Source organism: Enterobacter sp. NFIX58 (assembly GCF_900110475.1).
GTDB lineage: Bacteria > Pseudomonadota > Gammaproteobacteria > Enterobacterales > Enterobacteriaceae > Enterobacter > Enterobacter quasiroggenkampii.
Genome location: NZ_FODW01000001.1, coordinates 1 through 26,161 on the forward strand (window position 1 = coordinate 1; position 26,161 = coordinate 26,161).

Sequence of the window (26,161 nt, forward strand, 5' to 3'; positions counted from 1 at the left end):
GTGTTCGAGCCATTTGTAGGCCGGGTAAGGCGAAGCCGCCACCCGGCTTTTTTACATCCTGCTCCACCAGCTCAGCTTCCGTGGCCACCCATACGTTAATGCTCGGGGCCGTCTTCACTGCAGGATATCACGGCGAGTCACGTGGCATAAAAACAAAGCCGGGTGGCGCTGACGCTTACCCGGCCTACGTGTTCGAGCCATTTGTAGGCCGGGTAAGGCGAAGCCGCCACCCGGCTTTTTCATGCCATTACGCTTCCTGCTTTACCAGCTCAGCTTCAGCGTCCGCGTCCCGCGCACCTTCATTCTGCGACAGCATCGCGGTCGCAATACCATTCCCCAACACGTTAATCGCGGAACGGCCCATATCCAGGAAGTGGTCGATCCCCATCAGCAGCAAAATACCGGCGACCGGAATGTTGAAGCTTGGGATCGTCGCGGCCAGCACCACCAGCGAGGAGCGCGGTACGCCCGCAATCCCTTTTGAGGCCAGCATCAGAGTCAGCATCAGCACCGTCACTTCAGAGAAGCTCAGGTGAATGTTGTACGCCTGAGCGATAAACATTGAGGCGAAAGAGCAGTACACCATCGACCCCACCAGGTTGAAGGAGTAGCCAATCGGCAGCACGAAAGAGGCAATGTTGCGCGAGCAGCCAAAACGCTCCAGCTGCTCCAGCGTTTTAGGGTAGGCCGCTTCAGAACTGCTGGTGGTAAACGCCACCAGAACTGGATCTTTCAGCATGCTGACCAGGCGGAACACCTCTTTTTTCAGCACCATGTAACCCACGGCCAGCAGCACCATGCAGGTGAGAAGAATGGCAACATAGTAGCCGCCAATAAAGGAGGCATAGTTCAACAGAATGCCCAGACCCTGCGTGGCGATAACGGATGAGATTGCCGCGAAAATGGCCAGCGGCGCAACGTACATCACATAACCCGTGACCTTCAGCATGATATGGGAAACCACGTCCAGCGCAGCCACCAGTGGGGCATTGAATTTCTGCCCCAGCGACGCGCCGCCAATGCCGAAGAACATGGAGAACACCACAATCTGCAGGATCTCATTGTTCGACATCGCCCCCGCGATGCTGGTTGGAATGGTGTGTGACAGGAACGCTTTTAGCGTCATTCCCCCAACGGCCAGACCGGTATCCACCGCCTCGGTCGGGATGGTCAGGTTCAGCCCGCTTCCCGGATGCTCCAGCGTGACGATAAACAGGCCGACCAGAATAGAGAGCACGGATGAGCTGATAAACCATACCATCGCTTTGCCGCCCACGCGGCCAATGGTAGAGGTTTCGCCCAGCTTCATAATGCCGACGGTGAGCGTACTGAACACCAGGGGGGCAATGACCATTTTGATCAGTCGGAGGAAAATATCGGTCAGAAGGGTAATATTATCCGACCAGGCTTTGATGGCATCCGCAGATGCATATTCATGAATTGCTGCCCCTGAAAGAATACCCGCCAGCATGAATATCACGATGAAGAGTGTGAGTTTGTTTGCACTTGCCACGAAAAAAGACCCTCTATGCGCTTCAGATGTAGCCCGCGGCGATACATATAAATTTTTTATTACGACGCGGGAAATTATTCGGCACATAAATTGACGCAAAGCGTAGGGGGATACAACTCCTTTTTAAGTTTTATTAATTTTGTTGTTATTGCCATGACGATATATTGTGATCTGCATCACACTTTAATGGATATATTCTCAGAAAATAAATTAAAAAAGCGGGAAAAATGATTTTAACTACATGTTATTTAAGGAAATAAGAAGTCAATAAGACAAAGTGCTTATGCGTTAAGGGGCAGGTGGTCGAAGCGATATCCGTAAACTAAATTCTCAATAACCCCCCTCAGAGGAACATTAAGCGGGGCTAACATCTTGAACGAAATAAATAAAATGTGGCAAGGGAACGGAGACGTCTTCTGGAGGGTGGTAAATGAAAAGAAAACTCCTTTTGATCTGCGCAGGCACCTTACTGACTGCGACAACGGTCCATCAGGCGCTGGCCGTCACTAGTAGCGGCACCATCGGCGCGACGCTGACACTCACGAACGGCTGTCTGATAAACGGATCGCCCACGCAAAACGGCATTAACTTCGGGACACTGGATTTCGGCACCCATCCCGCAACGTTTTCCACTCTGACCACCCAGCTCACCGGCGCCAGCGGCGGAAACACCTTCACCATTCAATGTACGACCGCCAGCTATACGGTGGCGATCACCGGCAACACCAACTCCACCGCTCCCGGTACCGTTGTTGGCACCCCAGGAACACCTGCCCGCTATCTGGTTAACACCGCCAACGCGGCTCAGGGCGTGGCGTACAGCCTGTACAGTGATAGCGGGTTTAACAGCGTGATTGCCAATAACACCGCGTTGCCGATCGCCTCTACGGCAGGAGGGGTGGACAGTTACACCCTCTACGGACGTATTACCGGCGGCGGTAACAGCGTGACGGTCGTACCCGGAACCTACACAGACACGATTAACGTCAGCGTCACCTATTAGTCCTGCACCGCCATGAAGGCAACTCTCACAGGTCTGCGCATATGCGCAGAGGGACACGTGCAGCCTTTTTTCGCGCTGATCGTCGGATTGCTGATGACGCCTGCGGCGAATGCGGTGACATCACAGTCCTTTAAAGTCAGCGCGACCATCGTCCCGGGATGTGTGGTGACCACCGGCAGCGGAGGGCTTCTCGGGACGCTGGATTTTGGCACCCATAACGGCGTCGAGAGCGCACCGGTCAGCACCAGTTTTGTGCCAAACGGGGCCTTATCTATCGCCTGCACGCCAGGCGTGGCGCTGAGCATGAGCATTAATGGCGGCCAGAATTATTCAACCGTTCGCCGCATGAAACGCTCGAACGGCGCCGACGTGGTGGGATATCGGCTTTACAGCAGCAGCTCGCTGGCCGCGAACAGCGAGATTGGCGTCAACCAGGCGATACCGGTGACCTATAGCAACAGCAATAACATCGCGCTGCCGCTTTTTGGCGTGGCGCTACTGACCGGATTTAGCCCGGCAGGAACGTATTCCGATCAGCTCACCGTGACCTTGTCATGGTAATAAAGGGAGAGTGTTGATGAAGCCAATTGTCAGACCTGTTTGTCTGGTGGGCGCGTTGGGAATGGCTGTGGCAACCGGTCAGGCGCAGGCGGCAGCCACCATTCTGCTCTGGCCGATCGACCCATGGCTTGCGGCAGACGCCAACGCCACAGAACTGTGGATCCAGAACCAGGGAAACAGCGCCACAACGATGCAGGTGCGCATTGTGCGCTGGAAGCAGGAGGACGGACACGAGCGCTACACCGCACAGCAGGATGTGGTCGCCAGCCCGCCCATCGTCACGATTGGCACAGGCAGCAAGCAGCTTATCCGCCTTATTAAGCAAGCTCCCGTTCCCGCAGGCATCGAGCAAGCCTACCGCATTATCGTGGATGAAATTCCTCAGCCTGATGCCAAAGCAGAACCCACCATCGGCCTCAAATTGCAGATGCGTTACTCCATTCCGCTGTTTGTGTATGGTCAGGGGATCCCGACCATAAAAGAGGGGGCGCATCACGCGCTGGTGGAGACCCGGAACCTGAGCTGGCGGGTGACGCGAACGGATGGGCAGCCAGCACTGGAGGTCCGGAATCGGGGGGATGTCCATGTCAGGCTGAGCCAGGTGGCGCTGGAGCAGGGAGGGCAGAAACGCACGGTTGCGGAGGGATTGCTGGGTTACGTACTTCCCGGCAGCACCCGTAGCTGGCCGGTACCCGCGGGCGTTCGTCAGCCGGAGCGGATGAGCGCGCAGATTAATGCCAGGGACGCACAATGGCAGTCGACGCCCGTCAACTGAAGCCGGCGATGATGATACTGCTTTGCGTCAGTTCGGCGACCTGGGCTGAGCCCGGCGATGACAGCCTGCCGCCGCCGCCCCAGGCACAGGCGATACATGATGAAGCGGTCTTCCAGCTTGCCCTCGTGCTTAACCACTACGACACCGGTCTGGTCGTGCCCGTGACGCAGCGTAAAGGCGCTTTCTTTATCTCCAGCGCCGACCTGCTACGCGCGGGGTTGCCACCGGAACATGTTCCTGCCGGCGAGGTAAATCTCTCTTCGCTTTCTCAGGTGAGGGTCGAGTACGACAGCGCAGCGCAGCGCCTGCTGCTGACCGTTCCCCGCGACTGGGTCGCGTCCCGCGTGACGCCGTTCAGCGCGCAAGCGACGCAGGCCAAACCGCACTTCGGGCGCGGCGCGCTGCTCAATTACGATCTTTACACCAACCACACGGAGCATATCGGCGGACAGGCGTCTCTCTGGCATGAGTTCCGCTACTTTAACGAGAACGGTTCGTTTTCCTCCACCGGCTATGCCCGGGAAAATTTCACCGGCAACGAGGTGCAGCAGGAGGGGTATGTCCGCTATGACACGACCCTGCTGTTCACCAATGAGGATGACGCGATGAGCTGGAGCGTCGGGGACGTGATCAGCGATGCCCTGAGCTGGAGTTCCAGCGTGCGGATGGGGGGGATCAGCGTCGGGCGGGATTTCTCCCTGCGGCCTGACCTGGTGACGTGGCCCCTGCCCGAATTCGCCGGGGAAGCGGCGGTACCCACCTCGGTCGATCTTTTTATCAACGGGTATCGCTCCGGCTCAACCCAGCTTCAGCCGGGTCCCTTCACCCTGACCAATCTGCCCTATATCAACGGCGCCGGGGATGCGGTGCTGGTCACGACGGATGCGCTGGGGCGACAGGTCAGCACCACGCTGCCGTTTTACGTCACCAGCGACTTGCTTAAAAAAGGGCTGAGCGACGGCGCCGTGACGCTGGGCAGCCTGCGGCGTAATTACGGTATCAGGAATTTTGACTACGGCTCCGCGGCAGGCAGCGGCTCGTATCGCTACGGGGTGACGGACTGGCTGACCCTGGAAGGGCATGCGGAAGGGGCGCAGGAGCTGGCGCTGGGCGGGGCAGGGACGGTGATAAAACTCGGCCAGTTTGGCGTGGTGAATACCGCTTACTCGCAGAGCCGCATGCGCGGGGATACGAGCGGGCAAATCAACTGGGGTTACCAGTACAGCACCAGCGAGTTCAGCGTCGCCACCCAGCACACGCGCCGTGACCGCGGTTTTGGCAATCTGGCCCTTTACGACCAGCCGACGGTGTATGACGAGAACAATAAACCCATCGCCAGCTTCAGCCGCAATACGGACCAGTATTCTCTTACCTTCAATCTGGGGCAGTACGGCAACATCGGCGCGGCCTGGATCGGCGTGGAAAGTTTTGACAGTCAAAAAACCGAGCTGCTTAATCTCTCATGGAGTCGCAATTTGTGGGGCGCGAGCAGTATTTACCTCGCCGGGAGCCGGGACCAGCAGCGGGGAGACTGGACGGTCGCGCTGTCGCTGCAGGTGCCGCTGGGGGCACGCGACAGCGCCGCGTTCACCGTTGAAAACACCCCGGATGCCGGCAGTACCCAGCGCATCAACTATAACCACGCCATGCCGTCTGACGGCGGCTTTAGCTGGAACATGGCCTGGGCCAACCAGTCAAAATCCAGTGATTATCAACAGGGCACGCTGGGCTGGCGTAATAACAATATTGAACTGCAGGGCGGCGGCTACGGCGAAAGGGACATGATGACCTGGTGGGGCGAGGCGATGGGCGCGATTGTTCTGATGGACGGCGAGCTGTTTGCCGCGAATAAGATCAACGATGCGTTTGTCGTCATTAGTACCGACGGTCATCCGGATGTGCCCGTCAGCTATGAGAATCAGCCCGTCGGTAAAACGAATAACAACGGTTACCTGCTGGTCAGCGGGGTGTCGGCGTATTATCCGGCTAGCTACCGCATTGATACCCTGAACCTGCCGGCGGATACCCGTCTGAAAGAGACCGAGCGGCGGATCGCGATCCGGCGTCACAGCGGCTATCTGGTTGATTTCCCAATGGAGCAGGAGCGGGTGGCAAGCGTCATTCTGCACGATGTACGCGGCCAGGCGCTGCCGGTGGGAAGCCAGGTCCGACGCGCTTCGCGCAGCAATGCGGTGGTGGGGTATGACGGCATCGCCTGGCTGGAGAATCTTAGCGATGTGAACCCGCTGGAGGTGATCGCGCCTGATGGAAAACGCTGCAGGGCTACCCTGACCGTGGGAGCCAACCCGGAGCACAAGCTGCAAACCTACGGTCCGCTGGTGTGCCGGGAGTCGCCATGAAGCGCCTGCTGCTGTTGATACTGCTGCTGTTTTCCGGCGGCGGCTGGGCGGCGTGTACCGTCAGTACGGTCAACGCCTCGTTTGGCAGCGTCACGTCGTTTGCGCTCAGCGGAACCGGGGAGGTGGAAACCACCGGCACGCTGGTGGTGGCCTGCGATGCCATACTGAATCTGTTGACCAACGACTCGGTGACGCTGACCTATACCGCGGCATCGGTCTCGGGCAGCAGTCGGGCCACCATGAAACGCACGGACAACGCGGCCATCACGGACGTGATCCCCACCCGGCTGTGCGGACTCGCGGGCTGCGCGAGCAGCAGCGAGGTACAGATAAGCAAATCGTATACCTGGAGCGGGAATACGCTACTGGGGTTGCTGGGGTCAAAGCAGTACAACATCCCGCTCTATTTCCGTACCGTCGCCGGACAGAACGTTTCTGCCGGGCCGTATCAGGTGCAGTTAACCTTCAGCGTTAACTACAGCGTCTGCTCCGTGGGCGCGCTCGGTATTTGCACAATCAATCAGACGGGCACGGCGACGACCACCATTCTCCTTAACCTGACCGTGACCAACGACTGCAGCGCCATGACCACGCCGGACGTCAACTTCAACAGCGCGCCGCTGGTGCAAAGTTTCCCTACCGTCTCGCAGGCGATTGCCGTCACCTGTACCAAAGGCAGCACGTATACCATCGGCATTAACAACGGTGCTAACGCGCTGAATAACGTGCGCCGGATGGTAAGCGGCAGTAACTACCTGAGTTATGACATCTATAAAGAAGCCACGGGTAACCGCTGGGGCGGCAGCGGCAGCGAACGCTGGACCAGCGCGACGTCGTCGCAGGTCAGTACCGATGGTCTCCTGCGTACCTACAACTACACCGCGAAAGTGCTGACCAATCAGGCCACGCCACCCGCCGGAACCTACACCGATACGCTGATTGTCGACGTGGCTTTCTAACCCCGCGCTTTTCCCTTTCGCAAATGTAAAGTTCCTGTTGGCTGTGCCGATAACACCGTTAATAAATCTATGAGAAGGTGTTGTATGTTGAACCGTATCCGCGTTGTCACAATGCTCATGATGGTGCTGGTCATTTTCGCACTTCTTCAGCTCATCTCCGGCGGGCTTTTTTTCTCGTCATTAAAACAGAACCAGGACAGCTTTGCGGCCTCGAACGATCTCCGCCTGCAGCAGAGTGAGCTCACCTCAACGTGGGATCTGATGCTGCAAACGCGTATCAACCTGAGCCGCTCGTCCGCGCGCATGATGATGGATCCCAACAATCAGCAGAGCAGCGCGAAAACCGATCTGTTGAAAAATGCCCGTGCCACCCTCGCTGACGCCGCAAAACATTACGACGCCTTCAAAAAGATTACCCCGCAGCCTGCGATGGAGCAGGTGAGCCAGAACATTGACGAAAAATACAACGCCTATCATGCCGGTCTGGCAGAGCTGATTCAGTTCCTTGAGAGCGGCAACATGGACGCCTATTTCGCGCAGCCGACGCAGGGGATGCAAAACGCCCTCGGCGCGGCGCTGGGGGAGTACGCGAAGGTCAGTGGCGATCTGTATCACTCCGCGTTTGCTGAAAGCCAGAATGACTACCGCTTTGCGAAATGGCAGATGGCGGTGTTGGCGCTGGCGCTGGTCATTGTGCTGATCGCGGTCTGGTACGGCATTCGCCATATCCTGCTGAACCCTCTCGGTCGCGTCATTGCCCACATTCGTGACATTGCCGGCGGTGACCTGACCAAAACGCTGACCGTGTCCGGGCGTAATGAGATCACCGAGCTGGCAAACAGCGTTGACCATATGCAGCGTTCTCTTATCGATACCGTCGCCAACGTGCGTAGCGGCACGGATGCCATCTATACCGGCACCAGCGAAATTGCGATGGGCAATAACGACCTCTCTTCGCGCACTGAACAGCAGGCGTCCGCCCTGGAAGAGACGGCGGCCAGCATGGAGCAGCTCACCGCGACTGTGAAGCAGAACGCCGATAACGCCCGCCAGGCGTCTCAGCTGGCGGAAAACGCCTCCGAGACGGCACAGCGTGGCGGCCGCGTGGTGGATGGTGTGGTGAAAACCATGCACGACATCGCCGAGAGCTCGAAGAAAATCGCCGACATTATCAGCGTCATCGACGGCATTGCCTTCCAGACTAACATTCTGGCGCTGAACGCCGCCGTGGAAGCGGCGCGTGCGGGCGAGCAGGGACGCGGGTTTGCCGTGGTGGCCGGGGAAGTGCGCAACCTGGCCAGCCGCAGCGCCAACGCGGCAAAAGAGATCAAGTCGCTGATTGAAGATTCCGTCTCCCGCGTGGATACCGGCTCCGTGCTGGTGGAAAGCGCCGGGGAGACGATGAATGACATCGTGAATGCTGTCACCCGCGTGACGGACATCATGGGTGAAATCGCCTCTGCGTCTGATGAGCAGAGTCGTGGTATCGACCAGGTTGCCCTGGCGGTATCGGAAATGGATCGCGTGACACAGCAAAACGCCGCGCTGGTGCAGGAATCCGCTGCGGCGGCCGCTGCGCTGGAAGACCAGGCAAGCCGTCTGAAGATGGCCGTCTCGGCGTTTCGTCTCGCTTCACTCGCTGGAAACACGGTCACCCCGCAGGCGACGTACCGCGCGCCAGCCGCTGAACCGGCTGCAAACCGTACGCGTACCGCGACGACCGGACAAGATGAAAACTGGGAAACATTTTGACTGACAATTAAACCGCGGCTGCTTGCCGCTTGATGGGAGCGTGGATGTTAAATCGTATTCGTATCTCGACCACACTGTTTTTGATTCTGATCCTTTGCGGTGTGTTGCAGGTTGGCAGTAACGGGTTGTCTTTTTGGGCGTTTCGCGATGGCTATCAGAATTTGCAGGACGTTGAGGCGAGTAATCAGCAGCGCTCCGCACTGGCACAAACCCGTGCCGTGCTGTTGCAGGCAAGCACTGCGCTGAACAAGGCGGGAACCTTAACCGCGCTAAGTTATCCGCCGGATGACATTAAGGCGCTGATGGCCACCGCGCGCGACAGCCTGAAACAGGCTGACGCACAGTTTAAGGCCTTTACGGCACAGGCCACCGGTAGCGAGAAAGAGAAAGCGCTGAAGGCCGCCATGAAGACCCATTTTGAACAGTGGTACAGCGATCTGGACCATCAGGCGACGTGGCTTGAGAACAACCAGCTGTCGGACTTTATGACCGCGCCGGTTCAGGCCTCGCAGGCCGCGTTTGACGGCAGCTTTAACGCGTGGCAGCAGGATATTAACCAGTCTGTACAGCGTGCCGGTGACCAGAGCCGTCAAAGCTATCACATGTCGGGCGTCATCTTTGCCGTGGTGGTGATTCTGGCAGGGTTGCTGACCGGTGCCGCGCTGCTCTGGTCGCGCAGAATGATTGTGCAGCCGCTGGCCATTATCAGCAGCCACTTCGACAGTATTGCGAAAGGCGACCTGGCGCGTCCGGTGGCGGTGTTCGGCAAGAACGAAATTTCGGCAATTTTTGCCAGCCTGAAGGCGATGCAGGGATCGCTGCGGGAAACGGTATCCGACGTGCGTCAGGGCAGTTATGCCATGCACACCGGGATCTCAGAGATTGCGGCGGGTAACAACGATCTCTCGTCCCGCACCGAGCAGCAGGCGGCCTCGCTGGCGCAGACGGCAGCCAGTATGGAGCAGCTGACCGCGACGGTAAGCCAGAACGCCGATAACGCGCGTCAGGCGTCTGACCTGTCAAAACAGGCGGCGATGACGGCGAAGAAGGGCGGCGACCAGGCGTCCCACGTCGCCAGTACCATGCAGGAGATCGCCACCAGTTCACAGAAAATTGGTGACATCATCAGCGTGATTGACGGTATCGCGTTCCAGACCAACATTCTGGCGCTGAATGCCGCTGTGGAAGCCGCGCGTGCCGGGGAGCAGGGGCGCGGGTTTGCGGTGGTGGCGGGTGAAGTGCGTAACCTGGCGAGCCGCAGCGCCAACGCGGCGAAAGAAATTAAGGTGCTGATCGAAGAGTCGGTCTCACGCGTTCAGCAGGGCTCAACGCTTGTGGATACTGCGGCGAAAACCATGCACGAAATCGTCACCTCCGTGACGCGGGTGAACGACATCATGGGCGAGATTGCCTCGGCGTCGGATGAACAGCGTCGCGGCATTGAGCAGGTTGCCCAGGCGGTGAGCCAGATGGATCAGGTGACGCAACAGAACGCCTCGTTAGTTGAGGAAGCGGCAGCGGCAACCGATCAGCTGGCCAGCCAGGCGGATCGTCTGACCGGGCTGGTCGCGGTATTTAATGTGAAAGAGCACGTTGAAGCAGTAACAGAAGTCGGGCGGTCGCAGGCCGTGCCAGTTGTATCCTGAATGTAATTAAGAAGGCGCTATGACATCACCAATGCCCCCTGGGCAAACGTCATTATTGTTGCAGATGACACAGCGCCTCGCGCTGTCCGACGCGCATTTTCGTCGGATATGTCAGTTAATCTACCAGCGTGCGGGGATCGTGCTTGCGGATCATAAGCGGGACATGGTCTACAACCGTCTGGTGCGGCGCTTGCGTACGCTGGGGCTGGATGATTTTGGCCGCTATCTGAGCATGCTCGAGGCGAACCAGAACAGCGCAGAGTGGCAGGCTTTTATTAACTCGTTAACCACCAACCTGACGGCGTTTTTCCGCGAGGCTCACCACTTCCCGGTTCTGGCCGAGCATGCGCGCCGTCGCACCGGGGAGTATCGCGTCTGGAGTGCGGCCGCCTCGACGGGTGAAGAGCCGTACTCGCTGGCGATCACCCTTGCCGATACGCTGGGGATGGCGCCCGGGCGCTGGAAGGTCTACGCCAGCGATATCGATACCGAAGTGCTGGAGAAGGCGCGTAACGGCGTTTATCGCCAGGATGAACTGAAAACGCTGTCGCCGCAGCAGCTGCAGCGTTATTTCATGCGCGGGACGGGCCCGCATGAAGGCCTGGTACGCGTACGCCAGGAGCTGGCGAACTGCGTCGAATTCGCGCCCGTTAACCTGCTGGATAAGCAGTACAACGTGCCGGGGCCTTTCGACGCCATTTTTTGCCGTAACGTCATGATCTATTTTGATAAAACGACGCAACAGGACATTTTGCGTCGGTTTGTTCCGTTGCTCAAGCCTGACGGTTTACTGTTTGCCGGGCACTCGGAAAACTTCAGCAACCTCGTGCGTGAGTTTAGCCTGCGTGGGCAAACGGTATATGCGCTGAGTAAGGAAAAAGCATGAGTAAAATCAGGGTATTGTCTGTCGATGATTCAGCGCTGATGCGTCAGATCATGACTGAAATTATCAATAGCCACAGCGACATGGAGATGGTGGCAACCGCGCCTGATCCGCTGGTAGCGCGGGATTTAATTAAAAAATATAACCCCGACGTGCTAACGCTGGATGTCGAGATGCCGCGCATGGATGGCATCGATTTCCTCGAAAAATTAATGCGGCTGCGGCCCATGCCGGTGGTGATGGTCTCCTCCCTGACCGGGAAAGGATCGGAAATCACCCTGCGCGCGCTGGAGCTGGGGGCGGTGGATTTTGTCACCAAGCCGCAGCTCGGCATCCGTGAAGGGATGCTGGCGTACAGCGAGATGATCGCCGAGAAGATCCGCACCGCGTCGCGGGCGAAGCTTGCCGCCCACACGCCGATGGCCGCGCCGACGACCCTGAAGGCCGGTCCCTTACTCAGCTCGGAAAAACTGCTGGTCATTGGGGCGTCAACCGGAGGAACAGAGGCAATTCGTCATGTACTCCAGCCATTGCCGCTCTCAAGTCCGGGTATTCTGATCACTCAGCATATGCCGCCAGGCTTTACCCGTTCGTTCGCAGAACGCCTGAACAAGCTGTGCCAGATCAGCGTGAAAGAGGCGGAAGACGGCGAGCGCGTGCTCCCGGGGCATGCCTATATCGCGCCGGGCGACAAGCATATGGAGCTGGCGCGCAGCGGCGCTAACTATCAAATCAAAATTCATGACGGACCGCCGGTCAACCGGCACCGTCCGTCGGTGGATGTGCTGTTTCATTCGGTGGCGAAACATGCGGGGCGCAACGCCGTGGGGGTGATCCTGACGGGGATGGGCAACGACGGTGCCGCCGGAATGCTTGCAATGCACCAGGCTGGCGCCTGGACGATTGCGCAGAATGAAGCAAGTTGTGTGGTGTTCGGCATGCCGCGCGAGGCCATCAATATGGGTGGCGTGAGCGAAGTGGTCGATCTTAGCCAGGTAAGCCAGCAGATGCTGGCGAAAATCAGTGCCGGACAGGCAATACGTATTTGACTCAGGAGTATTATTTTATGGCGGATAAAGAGCTTAAGTTTTTGGTTGTGGATGACTTTTCCACCATGCGTCGCATTGTGCGCAACCTGCTGAAAGAGCTGGGCTTCAACAACGTTGAAGAAGCAGAAGACGGCGTTGATGCGCTGAACAAACTGCAGGCTGGCGGGTTTGGTTTTGTGATCTCCGACTGGAACATGCCAAACATGGACGGTCTGGAACTGTTAAAAACCATTCGTGCTGATGCGGGAATGGCGTCCATGCCGGTTCTGATGGTCACGGCAGAAGCGAAGAAAGAGAACATCATTGCCGCTGCACAGGCGGGCGCAAGCGGCTATGTGGTGAAGCCATTCACCGCGGCGACCCTGGAAGAGAAGCTCGGTAAGATCTTCGAGAAACTCGGCATGTGAGGTGTTGGTTATGATGCAACCTGCTATGAAACCCGTTGAAGAACACTCGCCGAGCGACATCATCGTCCGCATCGGCAGCCTGACGCGCATGCTGCGTGACAGCCTGCGTGAGCTGGGTCTGGATCAGGCGATTGCCGAAGCGGCGGAAGCGATTCCTGATGCCCGCGATCGTCTGGACTACGTCGTGCAGATGACCGCTCAGGCCGCTGAACGTGCGCTGAACAGCGTGGAAGCGTCGCAGCCGCACCAGGATGCGATGGAAAAGGGGGCGAAAGCGCTGACCAAACGCTGGGACGAGTGGTTTGAGAACCCTATCGAGCTGGCGGATGCCCGCGAACTGGTGACCGATACCCGTCAGTTCCTGGGGGATGTGCCGGGTCACACCAGCTTCACCAATGCCCAGCTGCTAGACATCATGATGGCGCAGGATTTCCAGGACCTGACCGGTCAGGTTATCAAGCGCATGATGGATGTGATTCAGGAGATTGAGCGCCAGCTGCTGATGGTGCTGCTGGAGAACATCCCGGAACCGGCAGCCCGTCCAAAACGCGAGAACGAAAGCCTGCTCAATGGTCCACAGCTCGACGCCAGCAAGGCGGGCGTGGTGGCAAGCCAGGATCAGGTGGACGACCTGCTGGACAGCCTCGGCTTCTGATGGTCCATTGCGCCTCAGGGGAGGGATGCCCCCTGAGGCGGTTTGCGACAAAATCACCGAAAAGAGCCCGAATAAACGGGCTTTTCCCGCCATTGGATTTCCGCTGCGCTGGCATGATACCCGTGACGTAATGGGCTGAGCGTGCACAGTGGCAGAAGAGAACGACGACAAAACGGAAGCCCCCACACCCCACCGACTAGAAAAGGCGCGTGAGGAAGGGCAAATCCCCCGATCCCGAGAATTGACCTCCCTGCTGATCCTTATCGTAGGCGTGTGCATTATCTGGTGGGGCGGGGAGTCGCTCGCCCGCAAGCTGGCGGGCATGCTGTCAACCGGCTTACGTTTTGACCACAGTATGGTCAACGATCCGAATCTGATCCTCAGCCAGATTATTCAGCTGATTAAAGGGGCCATGGTTGCGCTACTGCCCCTGATCACCGGGGTTGTGCTGGTCGCGCTGGTCTCGCCGGTGATGCTCGGCGGTCTGGTCTTCAGCGCCAAATCGCTGCAGCCGAAATTTTCCAAACTGAACCCGCTGCCGGGCATTGCGAAAATGTTCTCTGCGCAGACCGGGGCCGAGCTGCTCAAAGCTATTCTCAAATCGGTGCTGATGGGCAGCTCAGCGGGGTTTTACCTCTGGTACCACTGGCCGGAAATGATGCGTCTCATCAGCGAATCGCCTCTCACCGCGATGAGCAATGCCCTGAATCTGGTCGGACTCTGCGCGCTGCTGGTGGTGCTCAGCATTATCCCGATGGTGGGTTTTGACGTGATCTTCCAGCTCTATACCCACTTCAAGAAACTGCGGATGTCACGTCAGGATATCCGTGACGAATATAAGCAGATGGAAGGTGACCCACACGTGAAGGGGCGTATCCGCCAGATGCAACGTGCCGCCGCCCGTCGCCGCATGATGGACGATGTGCCCAAGGCCGACGTCATCGTCACCAACCCGACACACTACTCCGTTGCGCTGCGCTATGACGAAAACAAAATGAGCGCGCCGAAAGTGGTGGCAAAAGGGGCGGGGCTGATCGCTTTGCGTATCCGGGAAATTGGCACCGAACACCGCGTGCCGATCCTGGAAGCGCCTCCGCTGGCGCGTGCCCTGTACCGCCATGCGGATATTGGACAACAGATCCCGGGACAACTCTACGCCGCCGTGGCGGAAGTGCTGGCCTGGGTATGGCAGTTGAAGCGCTGGCGTCTGGCCGGCGGTCAACGGCCTGTGAAACCTGAGAACCTTCCGGTGCCTGCCGCGCTGGATTTTATGAACGAGAAGGACACTGATGGCTAATCTGGTGGCAATGTTGCGCCTGCCCGGCAACCTGAAATCGACCCAATGGCAGATCCTGGCCGGGCCGATTCTGATCCTGCTAATTCTGTCGATGATGGTACTGCCGCTCCCGGCGTTCATCCTCGACCTGCTTTTCACTTTCAATATCGCGCTGTCCATTATGGTGCTGCTGGTGGCGATGTTCACCCAGCGTACCCTGGAGTTCGCCGCGTTCCCGACCATTCTGCTGTTTACCACCTTGCTCCGACTGGCGCTGAACGTAGCGTCAACGCGTATCATCCTGATGGAAGGTCACACCGGGGCGGCAGCGGCAGGTAAAGTGGTGGAAGCGTTCGGCCACTTCCTGGTGGGTGGTAATTTCGCTATCGGTATCGTGGTGTTCGTCATCCTCGTGATCATCAACTTTATGGTCATCACCAAAGGTGCAGGGCGTATTGCGGAAGTGGGCGCGCGCTTTGTGCTCGACGGGATGCCCGGCAAGCAGATGGCGATCGACGCCGATCTGAACGCCGGTCTTATCGCTGAAGATGAAGCTAAAAAGCGCCGTGCGGAAGTGACGCAGGAGGCGGACTTCTACGGCTCCATGGACGGTGCGAGTAAGTTTGTCCGCGGTGACGCCATCGCGGGCATTCTGATCATGGTGATTAACGTGGTCGGCGGTCTGCTGGTGGGCGTGTTGCAGCACGGGATGGACATGGGCCACGCGGCGGAAAGCTATACGCTGCTGACCATCGGTGACGGTCTGGTCGCGCAGATCCCGGCGCTGGTGATTTCCACTGCGGCAGGTGTCATCGTGACGCGTGTGAGCACCGATCAGGACGTTGGCGAGCAGATGGTGGGCCAGCTGTTCAGTAACCCGCGCGTGATGCTGCTGGCCGCGGCGGTTCTCGGGTTGCTCGGTCTGGTGCCGGGTATGCCAAACCTCGTTTTCCTGCTGTTTACGGCGGCGCTGCTGGGTCTTGCCTGGTGGATGCGTGGCCGTGAAACCAAACCGGCAGCGGAACCTGTTCCGGTCAAAATGCCGGAGAATAACCAGGCCGTTGAAGCGACCTGGAACGACGTTCAGCTCGAAGATTCCCTGGGAATGGAAGTCGGGTATCGCCTGATCCCGATGGTCGATTTCCAGCAGGACGGCGAGCTGCTCGGCCGTATCCGCAGTATCCGTAAAAAATTCGCCCAGGACATGGGCTTCCTGCCGCCGGTGGTACACATCCGCGACAATATGGACCTGCCGCCCGCGCGCTACCGCATCCTGATGAAAGGCGTTGAAATCGGCAGCGGTGATGCCTATCCGGGCCGCTGGCTGGCGATTAACCCCGGCACCGCCGCAGGCACGCTGCCGGGCGAGCAAACTATCGACCCGGCCTTTGGTCTGGCCGCGATCTGGATTGAAAGCGCGCTGAAAGAGCAGGCGCAGATCCAGGGTTATACGGTTGTTGAAGCCAGTACCGTGGTGGCGACCCATCTTAATCACCTGATTGGGCAATTCTCGGCGGAGCTGTTTGGCCGTCAGGAAGCGCAGCAGCTGCTGGACCGCGTCACGCAGGAGATGCCGAAGCTGACGGAAGATCTGGTCCCGGGCGTGCTGACCTTAACCACGCTGCATAAGGTGCTGCAAAACCTGCTCGACGAGAAGGTGCCGATCCGCGATATGCGCACCATTCTGGAAACCCTTGCCGAGCACGCACCGATACAAAGCGATCCGCACGAGCTGACGGCGGTGGTGCGCGTGGCGCTGGGACGGGCAATCACCCAGCAGTGGTTCCCGGGAACCGGGGAAGTGCAGGTGATCGGCCTCGATACGCCGCTTGAGCGTCTGCTGCTGCAGGCTCTGCAGGGCGGGGGCGGCCTGGAGCCGGGCCTGGCGGACCGTCTGCTGGCGCAAACCCAGGAGGCGCTGGCGCGTCAGGAGATGCTGGGGGCGCCGCCGGTGCTGCTGGTGAACCACGCGCTGCGTCCGCTGCTGTCGCGCTTCCTGCGTCGCAGCCTGAACCAGCTGGTCGTGCTGTCGAATCTGGAGCTGTCGGATAACCGTCATATCCGCATGACCGCGACGATTGGAGGAAAATAATGCGTAAGTGGCTTTGGATAGTGCTCTTCCCGCTGGCAGCGCAGGCTGCCGGGGGAGGTACCTGGCAGGCGAGCAGCATGGGGGTGACCCTCAGCAACCGCGGTGTTGCTATGTCGTCTAACCCGCTGTCGGCTTCGGAAGAGGTTTCCGGTCAGATGGGCCTTGTGGTCTGGAACTACCGGCTGATTGGCCCTACGCCAGCGGGCTTGCGGGTGCGCCTCTGCTCTCAGACGCGCTGTACCGAAATCGACGGCGAAAATGGAACAACGCAGGCGTTCAACGGCGTGCCAGCTATTGAGCCTTTGCGTTTCATCTGGGAAGTGCCGGGCGGAGGACGTTTGATCCCGGCGCTGAAGGTGCAGAGCAATTCTGTCATCGTGAACTACCGCTAACACCCTGCCTTTTCACCAGCCATCAGGCAATTTTGATGGCTGGCTCTCAAAACTGACCTCGCCTTTTGATCAAAAAGAAACACTGTTTTATAAATCAGTGACGCGCGTAACCATACTCTTTGTATTTTTGCCATTCCCCCTCTTTGCAATGGCAGAAACAGAAAGGTATCAACAAGCCGATGCAATTACTGTAGCCGTATTAAAGCTCCCGGACGAGGCTTGCTTGCAGGGAGTCTCCCAAAACTGATTAGGGTTGACGGCAATGAAAACACGTAAAATTGGACTCGCGAATTATCTTGCGTACGGATCAGGCGATTTCCTAGGGGCGGGTACCACCGCCCTGACGGCGGCCTGGCTTTTATATTTTTATACCACCTTCTGCGGACTCTCACCGATCGAAGCAACGTTCATCTTTGCCGCGGCAAGGGTGCTGGATGCCGTAGTTAGCCCGTTAATGGGCTTTTTAACCGATAACTTTGGTACGACCTGGCTCGGTAAGCGCTTTGGCCGTCGTAAGTTCTTTATCCTGCTGGGTATTCCGTGCGTGTTCAGCTACTCGCTGATGTGGGTTGGGGACATGAGCTTCTGGTATTACCTGCTGACTTATCTGGTGTTTGATATTGTCTACACCATGATTCTGGTGCCGTACGAAACGCTGGTGCCGGAAATGACTGACGACTTTAAACAGAAAACGAAGTTCTCCGGGGCGCGCATCTCTATGGCGCAGATGTCCGCCATTCTGGCCTCCTTCCTGCCGGGGATCCTGTTGACCCACTTCGGGAAAGACAACGCGGTTTCCTTCTTCTACGCAAGCCTGGTCTTTTCTGTGCTCTGCGCGCTGATGCTGACCTTCGTCTGGTGCTTCACCTGGGAGCGCCCGCGCGAAGAGTGGTCTGAAGCGGCGCTGCGTGCTGAAGAAGAGAAGAAGAAACTGACGCTGGGGCAGAGCCTCAACCGGCTGATCGTTGAGTTAAGCTCCACGCTGCGCATCAAAATTTTCCGTCAGCATCTGGGCATGTACCTCGGCGGCTATATCGCGCAGGACGTGTTTAACGCGGTATTCACCTACTACGTGGTGTTCGTGCTGATGCAGGAAGCGTCAATGGCGTCCAGTCTGCTGGGCACGATGGCTATCTTCCAGTTCATTGCGGTTATCGCCATGATCCCGCTGTGTATCCGCTTCGGGCCTGCACCGTCCTACCGCATGGTTGTGGTGCTGTTTGGCCTGGCGTCTCTCTCATACGCCGTACTCTATTATGCTGGCCTGAGCGACGTCTACGCTCTGCTGTTGCTGATCTCTGCGGTCGCAGGGCTGGGTCGTGGCGGTATCAACTACGTGCCATGGAATACCTACACCTACATCGCTGACGTGGATGAAGTGATCACCGGCCAGCGCCGCGAAGGTATTTTCGCGGGCATCATGACCCTGACCCGCAAGGCGTCGCAGGCCGGTGCGGTGATGCTGGTGGGCATCGTGATGCAGATGTCCGGCTTTGTCAGTGGTCAGAAAGTGCAGCCTGCGGAAGTGAGCCACACCATTTTGATGATCCTGAGCGTGGGCACCATCCTGGTGCTGTTCTGCGGCTTCCTTGTTTCCCTGCGCTTCAAACTCAATTTGCAAACCCACAGCACGCTGCGCGAGGAGACCGCGAAAATGCGTGAGAGTGGTCATGCGATGCCTGAGTCAGCGACGCCACACGCCCGCGCCACCGTCGAGATGCTGGCCGGTATGCCTTATGAGTCACTGTGGGGCAATAACAACATCGGTTATCTGAATCGCAATAAGCCAGCGGCACCTTCTCTCAAGGATCGCGCGGTACTGAATTCGACATACAACAGAGGTTAAGATGATGAAAGTTTGGCCTGTCAAACATAGCCCGTTATTACGTCAGCCAGAGCGCTTTATCGCCCGGGACGAGCTGAAATCGCTGATTCAAAAGGTGACGCATAATCTGGTCAATATCCGCGACAAAACGGGGGAATTTTTGCTGCGGCTGGACGACGGGCGCGTGATCGACACCAAAGGCTGGGCCGGATGGGAGTGGACGCACGGCGTTGGCCTGTATGGTATCTGGCAGTATTACTGCCAGACCGGCGACGAAGGTATGCGCGACATCATCGACAGCTGGTTTGCCGACCGCTTTGCGGAAGGCGCAACCACCAAAAACGTTAATACCATGTCGCCGTTCCTGACGCTCGCTTATCGTTACGAAGAGAGCCAAAATCAGGCCTGGTTGCCGTGGCTGGAAAGCTGGGCGGAATGGGCGATGGCGGAGATGCCGCGCACTGAACACGGCGGGATGCAGCACATCACCCTGGCGGAAGAGAACCATCAGCAGATGTGGGACGACACGCTAATGATGACGGTGCTGCCGCTGGCGAAAATTGGCAAGCTGCTCAACAAACCGGAGTACATTGAAGAGGCGGTGTATCAGTTCCTGCTGCACGTGCAGAATCTGATGGACCGGGAGACCGGACTGTGGTTCCACGGCTGGAGCTATGACGGTAATCATAACTTTGCCCGTGCCCGCTGGGCGCGTGGCAACAGCTGGCTCACCATCGTGATCCCGGACTTCCTCGAACTGGTGGATCTGCCGGAAAGCAACGCCGTGCGCCGCTACCTGGTGCAGGTATTGAACGCGCAGATTGCCGCGCTGGCGAAGTATCAGGACGGGAGTGGTTTGTGGCACACGCTGCTTGACGATCCACATTCTTATCTTGAGGCGTCCGCCACGGCAGGGTTTGCCTACGGCATTCTGAAAGCCGTGCGCAAGCGCTATGTTGGCGCGGAGTATGCCGAAGTGGCAGAAAAAGCAATTCGCGGTATCGTCAGGAATATCTCGCCGGAAGGCGAGCTGTTGCAAACGTCGTTCGGCACGGGGATGGGGAGCGATCTTGAGTTTTATCGTCAGATCCCGCTGACCTCAATGCCGTATGGGCAGGCGATGGCGATACTGTGTCTGACGGAGTATTTGCGTAAATACTTCTGAACCTGTGGATATCCCCGGTGGCGCTGCGTTTACCGGGGCTACAAAACAAAACCCGGCTTGCGCCGGGTTTTTTGCATTACATACGTTCTACGGTTTCGATACCCAGGGTATCCAGACCCAGCTTCAGGGTCTTCGCCGTCAGCTGCGCCAGCTTCAGGCGGCTGTTGCGGACCGATTCATTTTCCGCAGACAGGATAGGGCAGTGCTCGTAGAAGCCGGAGAACAGACCCGCCAGGTCGTACAGGTAAGCACACATCACGTGCGGCGTGCCATCACGTGCGACCACGGTCAGCGTCTCTTCGAACTGCAGCAGACGCGCTGCCAGCTGTGCTTCACGATCTTCCGTGATGGTCACGGCGGCATTCGCCAGCACGCTTTCGTCGATATTGGCTTTACGGAAGACCGACAGCACGCGGGTATAGGCGTACTGCATGTATGGCGCCGTGTTGCCTTCAAACGCCAGCATGTTATCCCAGTCGAAGATATAGTCGGTGGTACGGTTTTTGGACAGGTCAGCATATTTCACCGCACCGATACCCACAGCGTTGGCCAGTTTTTTCAGCTCGTCGGCCGGCATGTCCGGATTCTTCTCGGCCACCAGACGACGGGCGCGTTCCAGCGCTTCGTCCAGCAGGTCGGACAGCTTCACGGTCCCGCCCGCACGGGTTTTGAACGGCTTGCCGTCTTTACCCAGCATCATGCCGAACATGTGGTGTTCCAGCGGAACGCTGTCCGGCACGTAACCGGCTTTACGCACGATCGTCCACGCCTGCATCAGGTGCTGGTGCTGACGGGAGTCGATGTAGTACAGCACGCGGTCGGCATGCAGCGTTTCGTAACGGTATTTCGCACAGGCGATGTCGGTCGTGGTGTAGAGGTAGCCGCCATCCTTTTTCTGGATGATCACGCCCATCGGTTCGCCTTCCTTGTTTTTGTACTCATCAAGGAACACAACCGTTGCGCCTTCGCTCTCAACCGCCAGGTTTTTCGCTTTCAGGTCAGCCACAATGCCGGGCAGCATTGGGTTATACAGGCTTTCACCCATCACGTCGTCACGGGTCAGGGTGACGTTCAGACGGTTATAGGTCAGCTGGTTCTGAGACATGGTGATGTCAACCAGCTTGCGCCACATCTCGAGGAAGTATTGATCGCCGCCCTGCAGTTTTACCACGTAGCTGCGCGCGCGCTCGGCAAAGGCTTCGTCTTCGTCGTAGTGTTTTTTGGCTTCGCGATAGAACCCTTCCAGGTCCGCCAGCGCCATTTCGCCCGCGTTTTCCTGCTGCTGTTTTTCCAGGTAAGCAATCAGCATCCCGAACTGGGTACCCCAGTCGCCCACGTGGTTCGCGCGGATCACCTTGTGACCGAGGAACTCGAGCGTACGCACCGCGGCATCACCGATGATGGTGGAGCGCAGGTGGCCAACGTGCATCTCTTTCGCCACGTTCGGGGCAGAGTAGTCGATCACGACGGTCTGCGCTTCCGGCTGGGAAACACCCAGACGGTCAGATTTCAGCGCCGCGTCAACGTGGCTTGCCAGGAAGGCAGGCTCAAGGAAGATGTTGATAAAGCCCGGGCCGGCGATTTCGGTTTTGCTGGCAATGCCGGCGAGATCCAGATGCGTCAGTACCTGCTCAGCGAGCTGTCGCGGCGGCATGCCCAGTTTTTTAGCCACTGCCATCACGCCATTAGCCTGATAGTCGCCAAACTGTACTTTTGCTGACTGACGAACCTGCGGTTCGCAATCCGCAGGCGCGCCTGCGGCAATCAGTGCCTGACTGACTTTTTCGGAGAGAAGAGCCTGAATATTCACCTGGATACCTTACTTTTTTGATGCGGGCTCACAACCACCCGCGCCAGTTAGAGAATTTAGGGCGGGAGTATACTGCAAATGCCTTCTGCCGTCAGCATCGCGGGGCCTGAAGATTGCTCAGAATCCAGGCTAAGAAGGTATGCATAAACATGCAGTCATAAAAAGCCGGATTCTGCGGTTGGTCAAAACAGGGCAACAGAGTAAATTAGCGGCTTTGCGACACGAAAAGAGAGTGACTTATGGCGAACTGGCAATCCATTGACGAACTGCATGATATTTCCGCAGATTTACCGCGCTTCACCCAGGCGTTCACAGAACTTGCCACCCGTCTGGGTCTGGATATTGCGCCGCTTGAGGCCGATCACATCTCTTTGCGCTGCCATCAGAATGCCACCGCAGAGCGCTGGCGTCATGGGTTCGAACAGTGCGGCGAGTTACTGTCCGAGAACATCATTAACGGTCGGCCTATTTGCCTGTTCAGGCTGCGTGAGCCGGTGAACGTGGCCCACTGGCAATTCACCGTGGTTGAACTGCCGTGGCCGGGCGAGAAGCGCTATCCGCACGAAGGGTGGGAGCACATTGAAATTGTCCTGCCGGGTGAGCCGGAGACATTAAACGCGCGTGCGCTGGCCCTGTTAGCTGACGAAGGCTTAAGCCAGCCAGGGATTTTTGTGAAGACCAGTTCACCCAAAGGTGAGCGCGAGCGATTACCGAATCCGACGCTGGCCGTCACGGACGGGAAGGTGACGGTGAAGTTTCATCCCTGGACCATTGAGCAGATCGTTGCCAGTGAAGCGCAAGAGATGTGAGTTCCCGCCGGGACTGAAAGCTGACGGCATGTCATGATGGCTCGTTTGGTGGGAGTAAAGGAGGATTAAATGGCGCTGCTGGAGATTTGCTGTTACAGCGTGGAGTGCGCCGTCACCGCGCAAAAACACGGGGCTGACCGCATTGAACTGTGTGCGGCACCCAAAGAGGGCGGGCTGACGCCTTCTTACGGTGTGCTGAGGGCAGCCCGTCAGGCCGTCACCATTCCCGTTCACCCGATTATTCGTCCGCGCGGCGGTGATTTTTGCTACACGGCGGGCGAGTTCGGTGCCATGCTTGAAGACATCGCCCTCGTTCGCGACCTGGGGTTCCCGGGGCTGGTCACTGGCCTGCTGGATGAGGACGGCAATATTGATATCCCGCGCATGCGTCAGGTCATGAGCGCCGCGAAGGGGCTGGCCGTCACGTTTCATCGCGCATTTGATATGTGTAAAGATCCGCTTCAGGCCTTTGAAACGCTTGGAGAACTTGGCGTGGCGCGCGTTCTGACCTCGGGTCAACAGGCGTCCGCAGAAAAAGGAATGCAATTAATTACGGAACTAAACGCACATTCCCGCGTTCCAATAATAATGGCGGGTGCGGGAGTCCGTGCCAGCAATCTGGAACTGTTTTTAAACGCCGGGGTAAAAGAGCTGCACAGCTCGGCAGGCAAATGGATGCCGTCACCCATGCGTTATCGCAATACAGGATTGTCTATGTCGACGGATGCTGAAGCGGATGAGTATTCACGCTACGGTGTCGAGGGAGAGTCGGTTGCGGAAATGAAGTCGCTGATTGAGCGCCATCACGTGTAGCAACGTACCGATTTTTACCGCGCATCATGTCGCCCAATATGATGCTTGCTTGTACCAGGCCCCTGCAAATTACACAGGGGCCTTTTTTTCTCCTTCATATTTCAAGCCGCAGCCGCGTTGGCCGCCTCGCTCACCCCGGTCACTTACTGATGTAAGCTCCCGGGGATTCGCTGCGTTGCCGCCTTGCTGCAACTTGAACTATTTTGGAGAAAACGTGCGACGCGTAGGCCGGGTAAGGCGCAGCCGCCACCCGGCTAACAGGTTACGGCTTCGTCGCTATCAGCACCGCACGCATCGGCGCCGGATAGCCTTCAATGGTTTTACTGTGATCGGTCGGGTCGAGGAACTGCTCCAGCGATTCGGTGATCATCCAGTCGGTGCGGCGCTGCTCTTCGATTGAGGTCACGCTGACATCGGCAATCCGCACGTCCACAAACCCGCATTTCTCCAGCCAGTTCTTCAGCGCCAGCGCGGAAGGGATGAAGTAAACGTTGCGCATCTGCGCGTAGCGATCGCCCGGCACCAGAACGGCATGTTCATCGCCTTCGATGACCAGCGTTTCCAGCACCAACTCGCCGCCGCTGACCAGCTGATCTTTCAGTTGCCACAGGTGCTCCAGCGGGGAACGACGGTGGTACAGCACGCCCATGGAGAACACGGTATCAAACGCTTTCAGAGCGGGCAGTTGCTCAATACCCAGCGGCAGCAGGTGTGCGCGCTGGTCGTTACCCAGCAGCTTACGTACCGCTTCAAACTGGCACAGGAACAGCTGCATCGGGTCAATACCCACCGCCAGATGCGCACCCGCGCCAATCATGCGCCACATGTGGTAACCGCTGCCGCAGCCCACGTCCAGAATGGTGCGCCCGGTCAGGTCGGAAAGGTGGGGCAGAACGCGATCCCATTTCCAGTCTGAGCGCCATTCGGTATTGATGTTCACGCCGTACAGCGAGAACGGTCCTTTACGCCACGGCATCAGGTTGCGCATCAGCGTTTCGATGCGGTTGATCTGCCCTGGCGGAAGCGGTTCTTCACTCTCTGCGGTGACGCTGTGCAGGAGATCCAGACGATGCGGGGTCAGCTCGGGCAGAAACTCCACCGCATTCGCCCACTGCTTTAACAGGCCGTGCTGCTGATCGCGCTGCCAGGCGGCAATCTGCGCAGGCAGCGTCTCAAGCCAGTGTGAGAGCTGATTTTTGGCAATCAGCTGATAGAAATTACTGAACTCGATCATGCCGGTTTCCCCGCTTTCAGCGCCACCAGAGAACCAAAGTTGAAGCACTGGAACCACAGTTCGCTATGCTCAAATCCGGCCTGACGCAGGCGCGCCTTGTGGGTTTCTACGGAGTCCGTCAGCATCACGTTTTCGAGCATGCTGCGCTTCTGGCTGATCTCCAGCTCGCTGTAGCCGTTCGCACGCTTGAAATCGTGATGCATATTGAACAGCAGCTCGCCAACCTCGGCATCTTCAAAACTGAATTTCTCTGAGAGCACCAGCGCGCCGCCAGGATTCAGCCCCTGATAAATTTTGTCCAGCAGCAACTGGCGGTCTTCCGGCACCAGGAACTGCAGCGTGAAATTCAGCACGACCATGGACGCGTTAGTGATCTCAATCTCGCGGATATCGCCTTCCACCACGTCCACTGGCACAGGGGCTTTGTAGGCGTCAATATGACGACGGCAGCGTTCAACCATCGCCGGGGAGTTATCGACGGCTATGATTCGGCAGCCTTCGTGGTGAACGTTACGACGAACCGACAGCGTTGCCGCGCCGAGCGAGCAGCCCAGGTCATAGACCTGCGTGCCGGGTTGAACGAAGCGCTCAGCCAGCATGCCGATCATAGAAATAATATTGGAATAACCGGGAACAGAGCGCTGGATCATATCCGGGAAGACTTCGGCTACCCGTTCATCGAAGGTCCAGTCGCCCAGGCTGGCGATAGGCGCGGAAAAAAGCGTGTCGCGATCTGACATAACGTAAAAATCCGGGAAAAATAAAGTGGCGTATTGTGCGCTAATGGAGGGAGAAAACCAACTCCCACGGCATATACCACAGGTTAGCCAGCACCATCAGCAAAAGTGAACACCAGGTCGCACTCATGCCGGAACGACGCCAGCGGATTAAGCGGTGGTGAAAACCGTAATAGTGCATCAGGCGGCCAGCGATAAGCAGCAGGCCACAGATGTGTACCATCCAGGTTTCTGCGCCATTCATCTCCATAAACAGCAGCAGGATTAAGGCCGCGGGGATGTATTCGACCGCATTGCCGTGAATGCGGATTGCGCTTTGCAGCTCGGAAAATCCGCCGTCACCGTAGGAGACGCGGTAGAGCGTTCTGAGGCGCACAACATCAAATGAAAATTTAATCAGCAGTAATGCACCTAACACCGCATACAGCGCGCTGACCATACAAAC

The 26,161-nt window shown here is 57.8% G+C and carries 23 protein-coding genes; 18 read left to right on the forward strand and 5 right to left on the reverse strand.

The window, feature by feature from the left end; all coding sequences use genetic code 11:
- Window positions 1–247 precede the first annotated feature (247 nt).
- Complete coding sequence (locus BMW97_RS00005) at window positions 248–1,513, reverse strand: dicarboxylate/amino acid:cation symporter (protein WP_045908189.1); 1,266 nt, start codon at window positions 1,511–1,513, stop codon at window positions 248–250.
- 430 nt (window positions 1,514–1,943) lie between these two features.
- Here BMW97_RS00005 and BMW97_RS00010 point away from each other — a divergent pair, with 430 nt between their 5' ends.
- The 16 genes from BMW97_RS00010 (at window position 1,944) to BMW97_RS00085 (ending at window position 20,313) form a co-directional block, all read left to right on the forward strand.
- Complete coding sequence (locus BMW97_RS00010; protein WP_008500422.1) at window positions 1,944–2,516, forward strand: Csu type fimbrial protein; 573 nt, start codon at window positions 1,944–1,946, stop codon at window positions 2,514–2,516.
- A 12-nt stretch (window positions 2,517–2,528) separates the two neighbouring features.
- The gene (locus BMW97_RS00015; RefSeq protein WP_045908190.1) at window positions 2,529–3,077 is read left to right on the forward strand and encodes a Csu type fimbrial protein; all 549 of its coding nucleotides are present in this window, start codon (window positions 2,529–2,531) and stop codon (window positions 3,075–3,077) included.
- Between the two features lie 16 nt (window positions 3,078–3,093).
- Window positions 3,094–3,852 (forward strand): fimbrial biogenesis chaperone, encoded by a 759-nt coding sequence (locus BMW97_RS00020; RefSeq protein ID WP_045908191.1) that lies wholly within the window; start codon window positions 3,094–3,096, stop codon window positions 3,850–3,852.
- A complete protein-coding gene (locus BMW97_RS00025) occupies window positions 3,828–6,212 on the forward strand; it encodes a fimbria/pilus outer membrane usher protein (protein WP_045908192.1) in 2,385 nt (794 codons plus the stop codon). The genes BMW97_RS00020 and BMW97_RS00025 overlap by 25 nt, the downstream gene beginning before the upstream one ends.
- On the forward strand, window positions 6,209–7,171 hold the full coding sequence (locus tag BMW97_RS00030) for a Csu type fimbrial protein (protein ID WP_045908193.1): 963 nt from the start codon (window positions 6,209–6,211) through the stop codon (window positions 7,169–7,171). The genes BMW97_RS00025 and BMW97_RS00030 overlap by 4 nt, the downstream gene beginning before the upstream one ends.
- Before the next feature lie 84 nt (window positions 7,172–7,255).
- A complete protein-coding gene (tar, locus tag BMW97_RS00035) occupies window positions 7,256–8,923 on the forward strand; it encodes a methyl-accepting chemotaxis protein II (RefSeq protein WP_045908194.1) in 1,668 nt (555 codons plus the stop codon).
- Window positions 8,924–8,967: 44 nt separating this feature from the next.
- Entirely contained in the window at window positions 8,968–10,569 is a 1,602-nt protein-coding gene (gene tap, locus BMW97_RS00040; protein ID WP_045908195.1) for a methyl-accepting chemotaxis protein IV, read from the forward strand.
- A gap of 19 nt (window positions 10,570–10,588) precedes the next feature.
- The gene (gene cheR, locus BMW97_RS00045) at window positions 10,589–11,455 is read left to right on the forward strand and encodes a protein-glutamate O-methyltransferase CheR (protein WP_008500429.1); all 867 of its coding nucleotides are present in this window, start codon (window positions 10,589–10,591) and stop codon (window positions 11,453–11,455) included.
- Window positions 11,452–12,501 carry a protein-glutamate methylesterase/protein-glutamine glutaminase gene (locus tag BMW97_RS00050; protein ID WP_090392328.1) on the forward strand — a complete coding sequence of 350 codons (1,050 nt, stop codon included), beginning with the start codon at window positions 11,452–11,454 and terminating at the stop codon, window positions 12,499–12,501. The genes cheR and BMW97_RS00050 overlap by 4 nt, the downstream gene beginning before the upstream one ends.
- Before the next feature lie 17 nt (window positions 12,502–12,518).
- Window positions 12,519–12,908: a chemotaxis response regulator CheY gene (gene cheY / locus BMW97_RS00055; protein ID WP_008500431.1), complete on the forward strand. Its 390-nt coding sequence runs from the start codon at window positions 12,519–12,521 to the stop codon at window positions 12,906–12,908.
- A 10-nt stretch (window positions 12,909–12,918) separates the two neighbouring features.
- Window positions 12,919–13,563: a protein phosphatase CheZ gene (gene cheZ, locus BMW97_RS00060; protein ID WP_008500432.1), complete on the forward strand. Its 645-nt coding sequence runs from the start codon at window positions 12,919–12,921 to the stop codon at window positions 13,561–13,563.
- A gap of 148 nt (window positions 13,564–13,711) precedes the next feature.
- A complete protein-coding gene (gene flhB, locus BMW97_RS00065) occupies window positions 13,712–14,860 on the forward strand; it encodes a flagellar biosynthesis protein FlhB (RefSeq protein ID WP_021240449.1) in 1,149 nt (382 codons plus the stop codon).
- Entirely contained in the window at window positions 14,853–16,931 is a 2,079-nt protein-coding gene (flhA, locus tag BMW97_RS00070; RefSeq protein WP_045908197.1) for a flagellar biosynthesis protein FlhA, read from the forward strand. The genes flhB and flhA overlap by 8 nt, the downstream gene beginning before the upstream one ends.
- Window positions 16,931–17,323, forward strand: a complete 393-nt coding sequence (locus BMW97_RS00075) for a flagellar protein FlhE (RefSeq protein ID WP_045908198.1) — start codon at window positions 16,931–16,933, stop codon at window positions 17,321–17,323. The genes flhA and BMW97_RS00075 overlap by 1 nt, the downstream gene beginning before the upstream one ends.
- A 262-nt stretch (window positions 17,324–17,585) precedes the next feature.
- The gene (locus BMW97_RS00080; RefSeq protein WP_045908199.1) at window positions 17,586–19,169 is read left to right on the forward strand and encodes an MFS transporter; all 1,584 of its coding nucleotides are present in this window, start codon (window positions 17,586–17,588) and stop codon (window positions 19,167–19,169) included.
- Window positions 19,170–19,173: 4 nt separating this feature from the next.
- A complete protein-coding gene (locus tag BMW97_RS00085) occupies window positions 19,174–20,313 on the forward strand; it encodes a beta-galactosidase BglB (RefSeq protein ID WP_090392673.1) in 1,140 nt (379 codons plus the stop codon).
- A 76-nt stretch (window positions 20,314–20,389) separates the two neighbouring features.
- Here BMW97_RS00085 and argS read toward each other — a convergent pair whose 3' ends face one another.
- Window positions 20,390–22,123: an arginine--tRNA ligase gene (argS, locus tag BMW97_RS00090; RefSeq protein ID WP_045908200.1), complete on the reverse strand. Its 1,734-nt coding sequence runs from the start codon at window positions 22,121–22,123 to the stop codon at window positions 20,390–20,392.
- 239 nt (window positions 22,124–22,362) lie between these two features.
- Between argS and BMW97_RS00095 the strand changes: the two genes are divergently transcribed.
- Together BMW97_RS00095 and cutC are read left to right on the forward strand one after the other, a co-directional pair.
- Window positions 22,363–22,932, forward strand: coding sequence for a VOC family protein (locus BMW97_RS00095; protein ID WP_045908201.1), 570 nt, complete (start codon window positions 22,363–22,365; stop codon window positions 22,930–22,932).
- A gap of 69 nt (window positions 22,933–23,001) precedes the next feature.
- Window positions 23,002–23,745, forward strand: coding sequence for a copper homeostasis protein CutC (cutC, locus tag BMW97_RS00100; protein WP_045908202.1), 744 nt, complete (start codon window positions 23,002–23,004; stop codon window positions 23,743–23,745).
- A 262-nt stretch (window positions 23,746–24,007) separates the two neighbouring features.
- Here the strand turns inward: cutC and cmoB are convergent, their stop codons facing one another.
- From cmoB to BMW97_RS00115, 3 genes are read right to left on the reverse strand one after another with little or no spacing between them, the layout of a single operon-like run.
- Window positions 24,008–24,979: a tRNA 5-methoxyuridine(34)/uridine 5-oxyacetic acid(34) synthase CmoB gene (gene cmoB / locus BMW97_RS00105; RefSeq protein WP_045908203.1), complete on the reverse strand. Its 972-nt coding sequence runs from the start codon at window positions 24,977–24,979 to the stop codon at window positions 24,008–24,010.
- On the reverse strand, window positions 24,976–25,719 hold the full coding sequence (gene cmoA, locus BMW97_RS00110) for a carboxy-S-adenosyl-L-methionine synthase CmoA (protein ID WP_045908204.1): 744 nt from the start codon (window positions 25,717–25,719) through the stop codon (window positions 24,976–24,978). The genes cmoB and cmoA overlap by 4 nt, the downstream gene beginning before the upstream one ends.
- Window positions 25,720–25,759: 40 nt before the next feature.
- Window positions 25,760–26,155, reverse strand: coding sequence for an MAPEG family protein (locus BMW97_RS00115; protein ID WP_021240443.1), 396 nt, complete (start codon window positions 26,153–26,155; stop codon window positions 25,760–25,762).
- Between the last annotated feature and the right edge of the window lie 6 nt (window positions 26,156–26,161).

Excerpts from the sequence above, each read along its gene's own strand:
- cmoB (WP_045908203.1), bottom strand. The coding sequence starts at position 24,979 with ATGATCGAGTTCAGTAATTTCTATCAGCTGATTGCCAAAAATCAGCTC.
- BMW97_RS00080 (WP_045908199.1), top strand. The coding sequence starts at position 17,586 with ATGAAAACACGTAAAATTGGACTCGCGAATTATCTTGCGTACGGATCA.
- cmoA (WP_045908204.1), bottom strand. The coding sequence starts at position 25,719 with ATGTCAGATCGCGACACGCTTTTTTCCGCGCCTATCGCCAGCCTGGGC.
- BMW97_RS00010 (WP_008500422.1), top strand. The coding sequence starts at position 1,944 with ATGAAAAGAAAACTCCTTTTGATCTGCGCAGGCACCTTACTGACTGCG.
- BMW97_RS00015 (WP_045908190.1), top strand. The coding sequence starts at position 2,529 with ATGAAGGCAACTCTCACAGGTCTGCGCATATGCGCAGAGGGACACGTG.
- cheY (WP_008500431.1), top strand. The coding sequence starts at position 12,519 with ATGGCGGATAAAGAGCTTAAGTTTTTGGTTGTGGATGACTTTTCCACC.
- cheR (WP_008500429.1), top strand. The coding sequence starts at position 10,589 with ATGACATCACCAATGCCCCCTGGGCAAACGTCATTATTGTTGCAGATG.
- BMW97_RS00085 (WP_090392673.1), top strand. The coding sequence starts at position 19,174 with ATGAAAGTTTGGCCTGTCAAACATAGCCCGTTATTACGTCAGCCAGAG.
- cutC (WP_045908202.1), top strand. The coding sequence starts at position 23,002 with ATGGCGCTGCTGGAGATTTGCTGTTACAGCGTGGAGTGCGCCGTCACC.
- cheZ (WP_008500432.1), top strand. The coding sequence starts at position 12,919 with ATGATGCAACCTGCTATGAAACCCGTTGAAGAACACTCGCCGAGCGAC.
- tar (WP_045908194.1), top strand. The coding sequence starts at position 7,256 with ATGTTGAACCGTATCCGCGTTGTCACAATGCTCATGATGGTGCTGGTC.
- BMW97_RS00115 (WP_021240443.1), bottom strand. The coding sequence starts at position 26,155 with ATGGTCAGCGCGCTGTATGCGGTGTTAGGTGCATTACTGCTGATTAAA.
- tap (WP_045908195.1), top strand. The coding sequence starts at position 8,968 with ATGTTAAATCGTATTCGTATCTCGACCACACTGTTTTTGATTCTGATC.
- BMW97_RS00020 (WP_045908191.1), top strand. The coding sequence starts at position 3,094 with ATGAAGCCAATTGTCAGACCTGTTTGTCTGGTGGGCGCGTTGGGAATG.
- flhA (WP_045908197.1), top strand. The coding sequence starts at position 14,853 with ATGGCTAATCTGGTGGCAATGTTGCGCCTGCCCGGCAACCTGAAATCG.
- BMW97_RS00095 (WP_045908201.1), top strand. The coding sequence starts at position 22,363 with ATGGCGAACTGGCAATCCATTGACGAACTGCATGATATTTCCGCAGAT.
- BMW97_RS00025 (WP_045908192.1), top strand. The coding sequence starts at position 3,828 with ATGGCAGTCGACGCCCGTCAACTGAAGCCGGCGATGATGATACTGCTT.
- BMW97_RS00075 (WP_045908198.1), top strand. The coding sequence starts at position 16,931 with ATGCGTAAGTGGCTTTGGATAGTGCTCTTCCCGCTGGCAGCGCAGGCT.
- BMW97_RS00030 (WP_045908193.1), top strand. The coding sequence starts at position 6,209 with ATGAAGCGCCTGCTGCTGTTGATACTGCTGCTGTTTTCCGGCGGCGGC.
- BMW97_RS00050 (WP_090392328.1), top strand. The coding sequence starts at position 11,452 with ATGAGTAAAATCAGGGTATTGTCTGTCGATGATTCAGCGCTGATGCGT.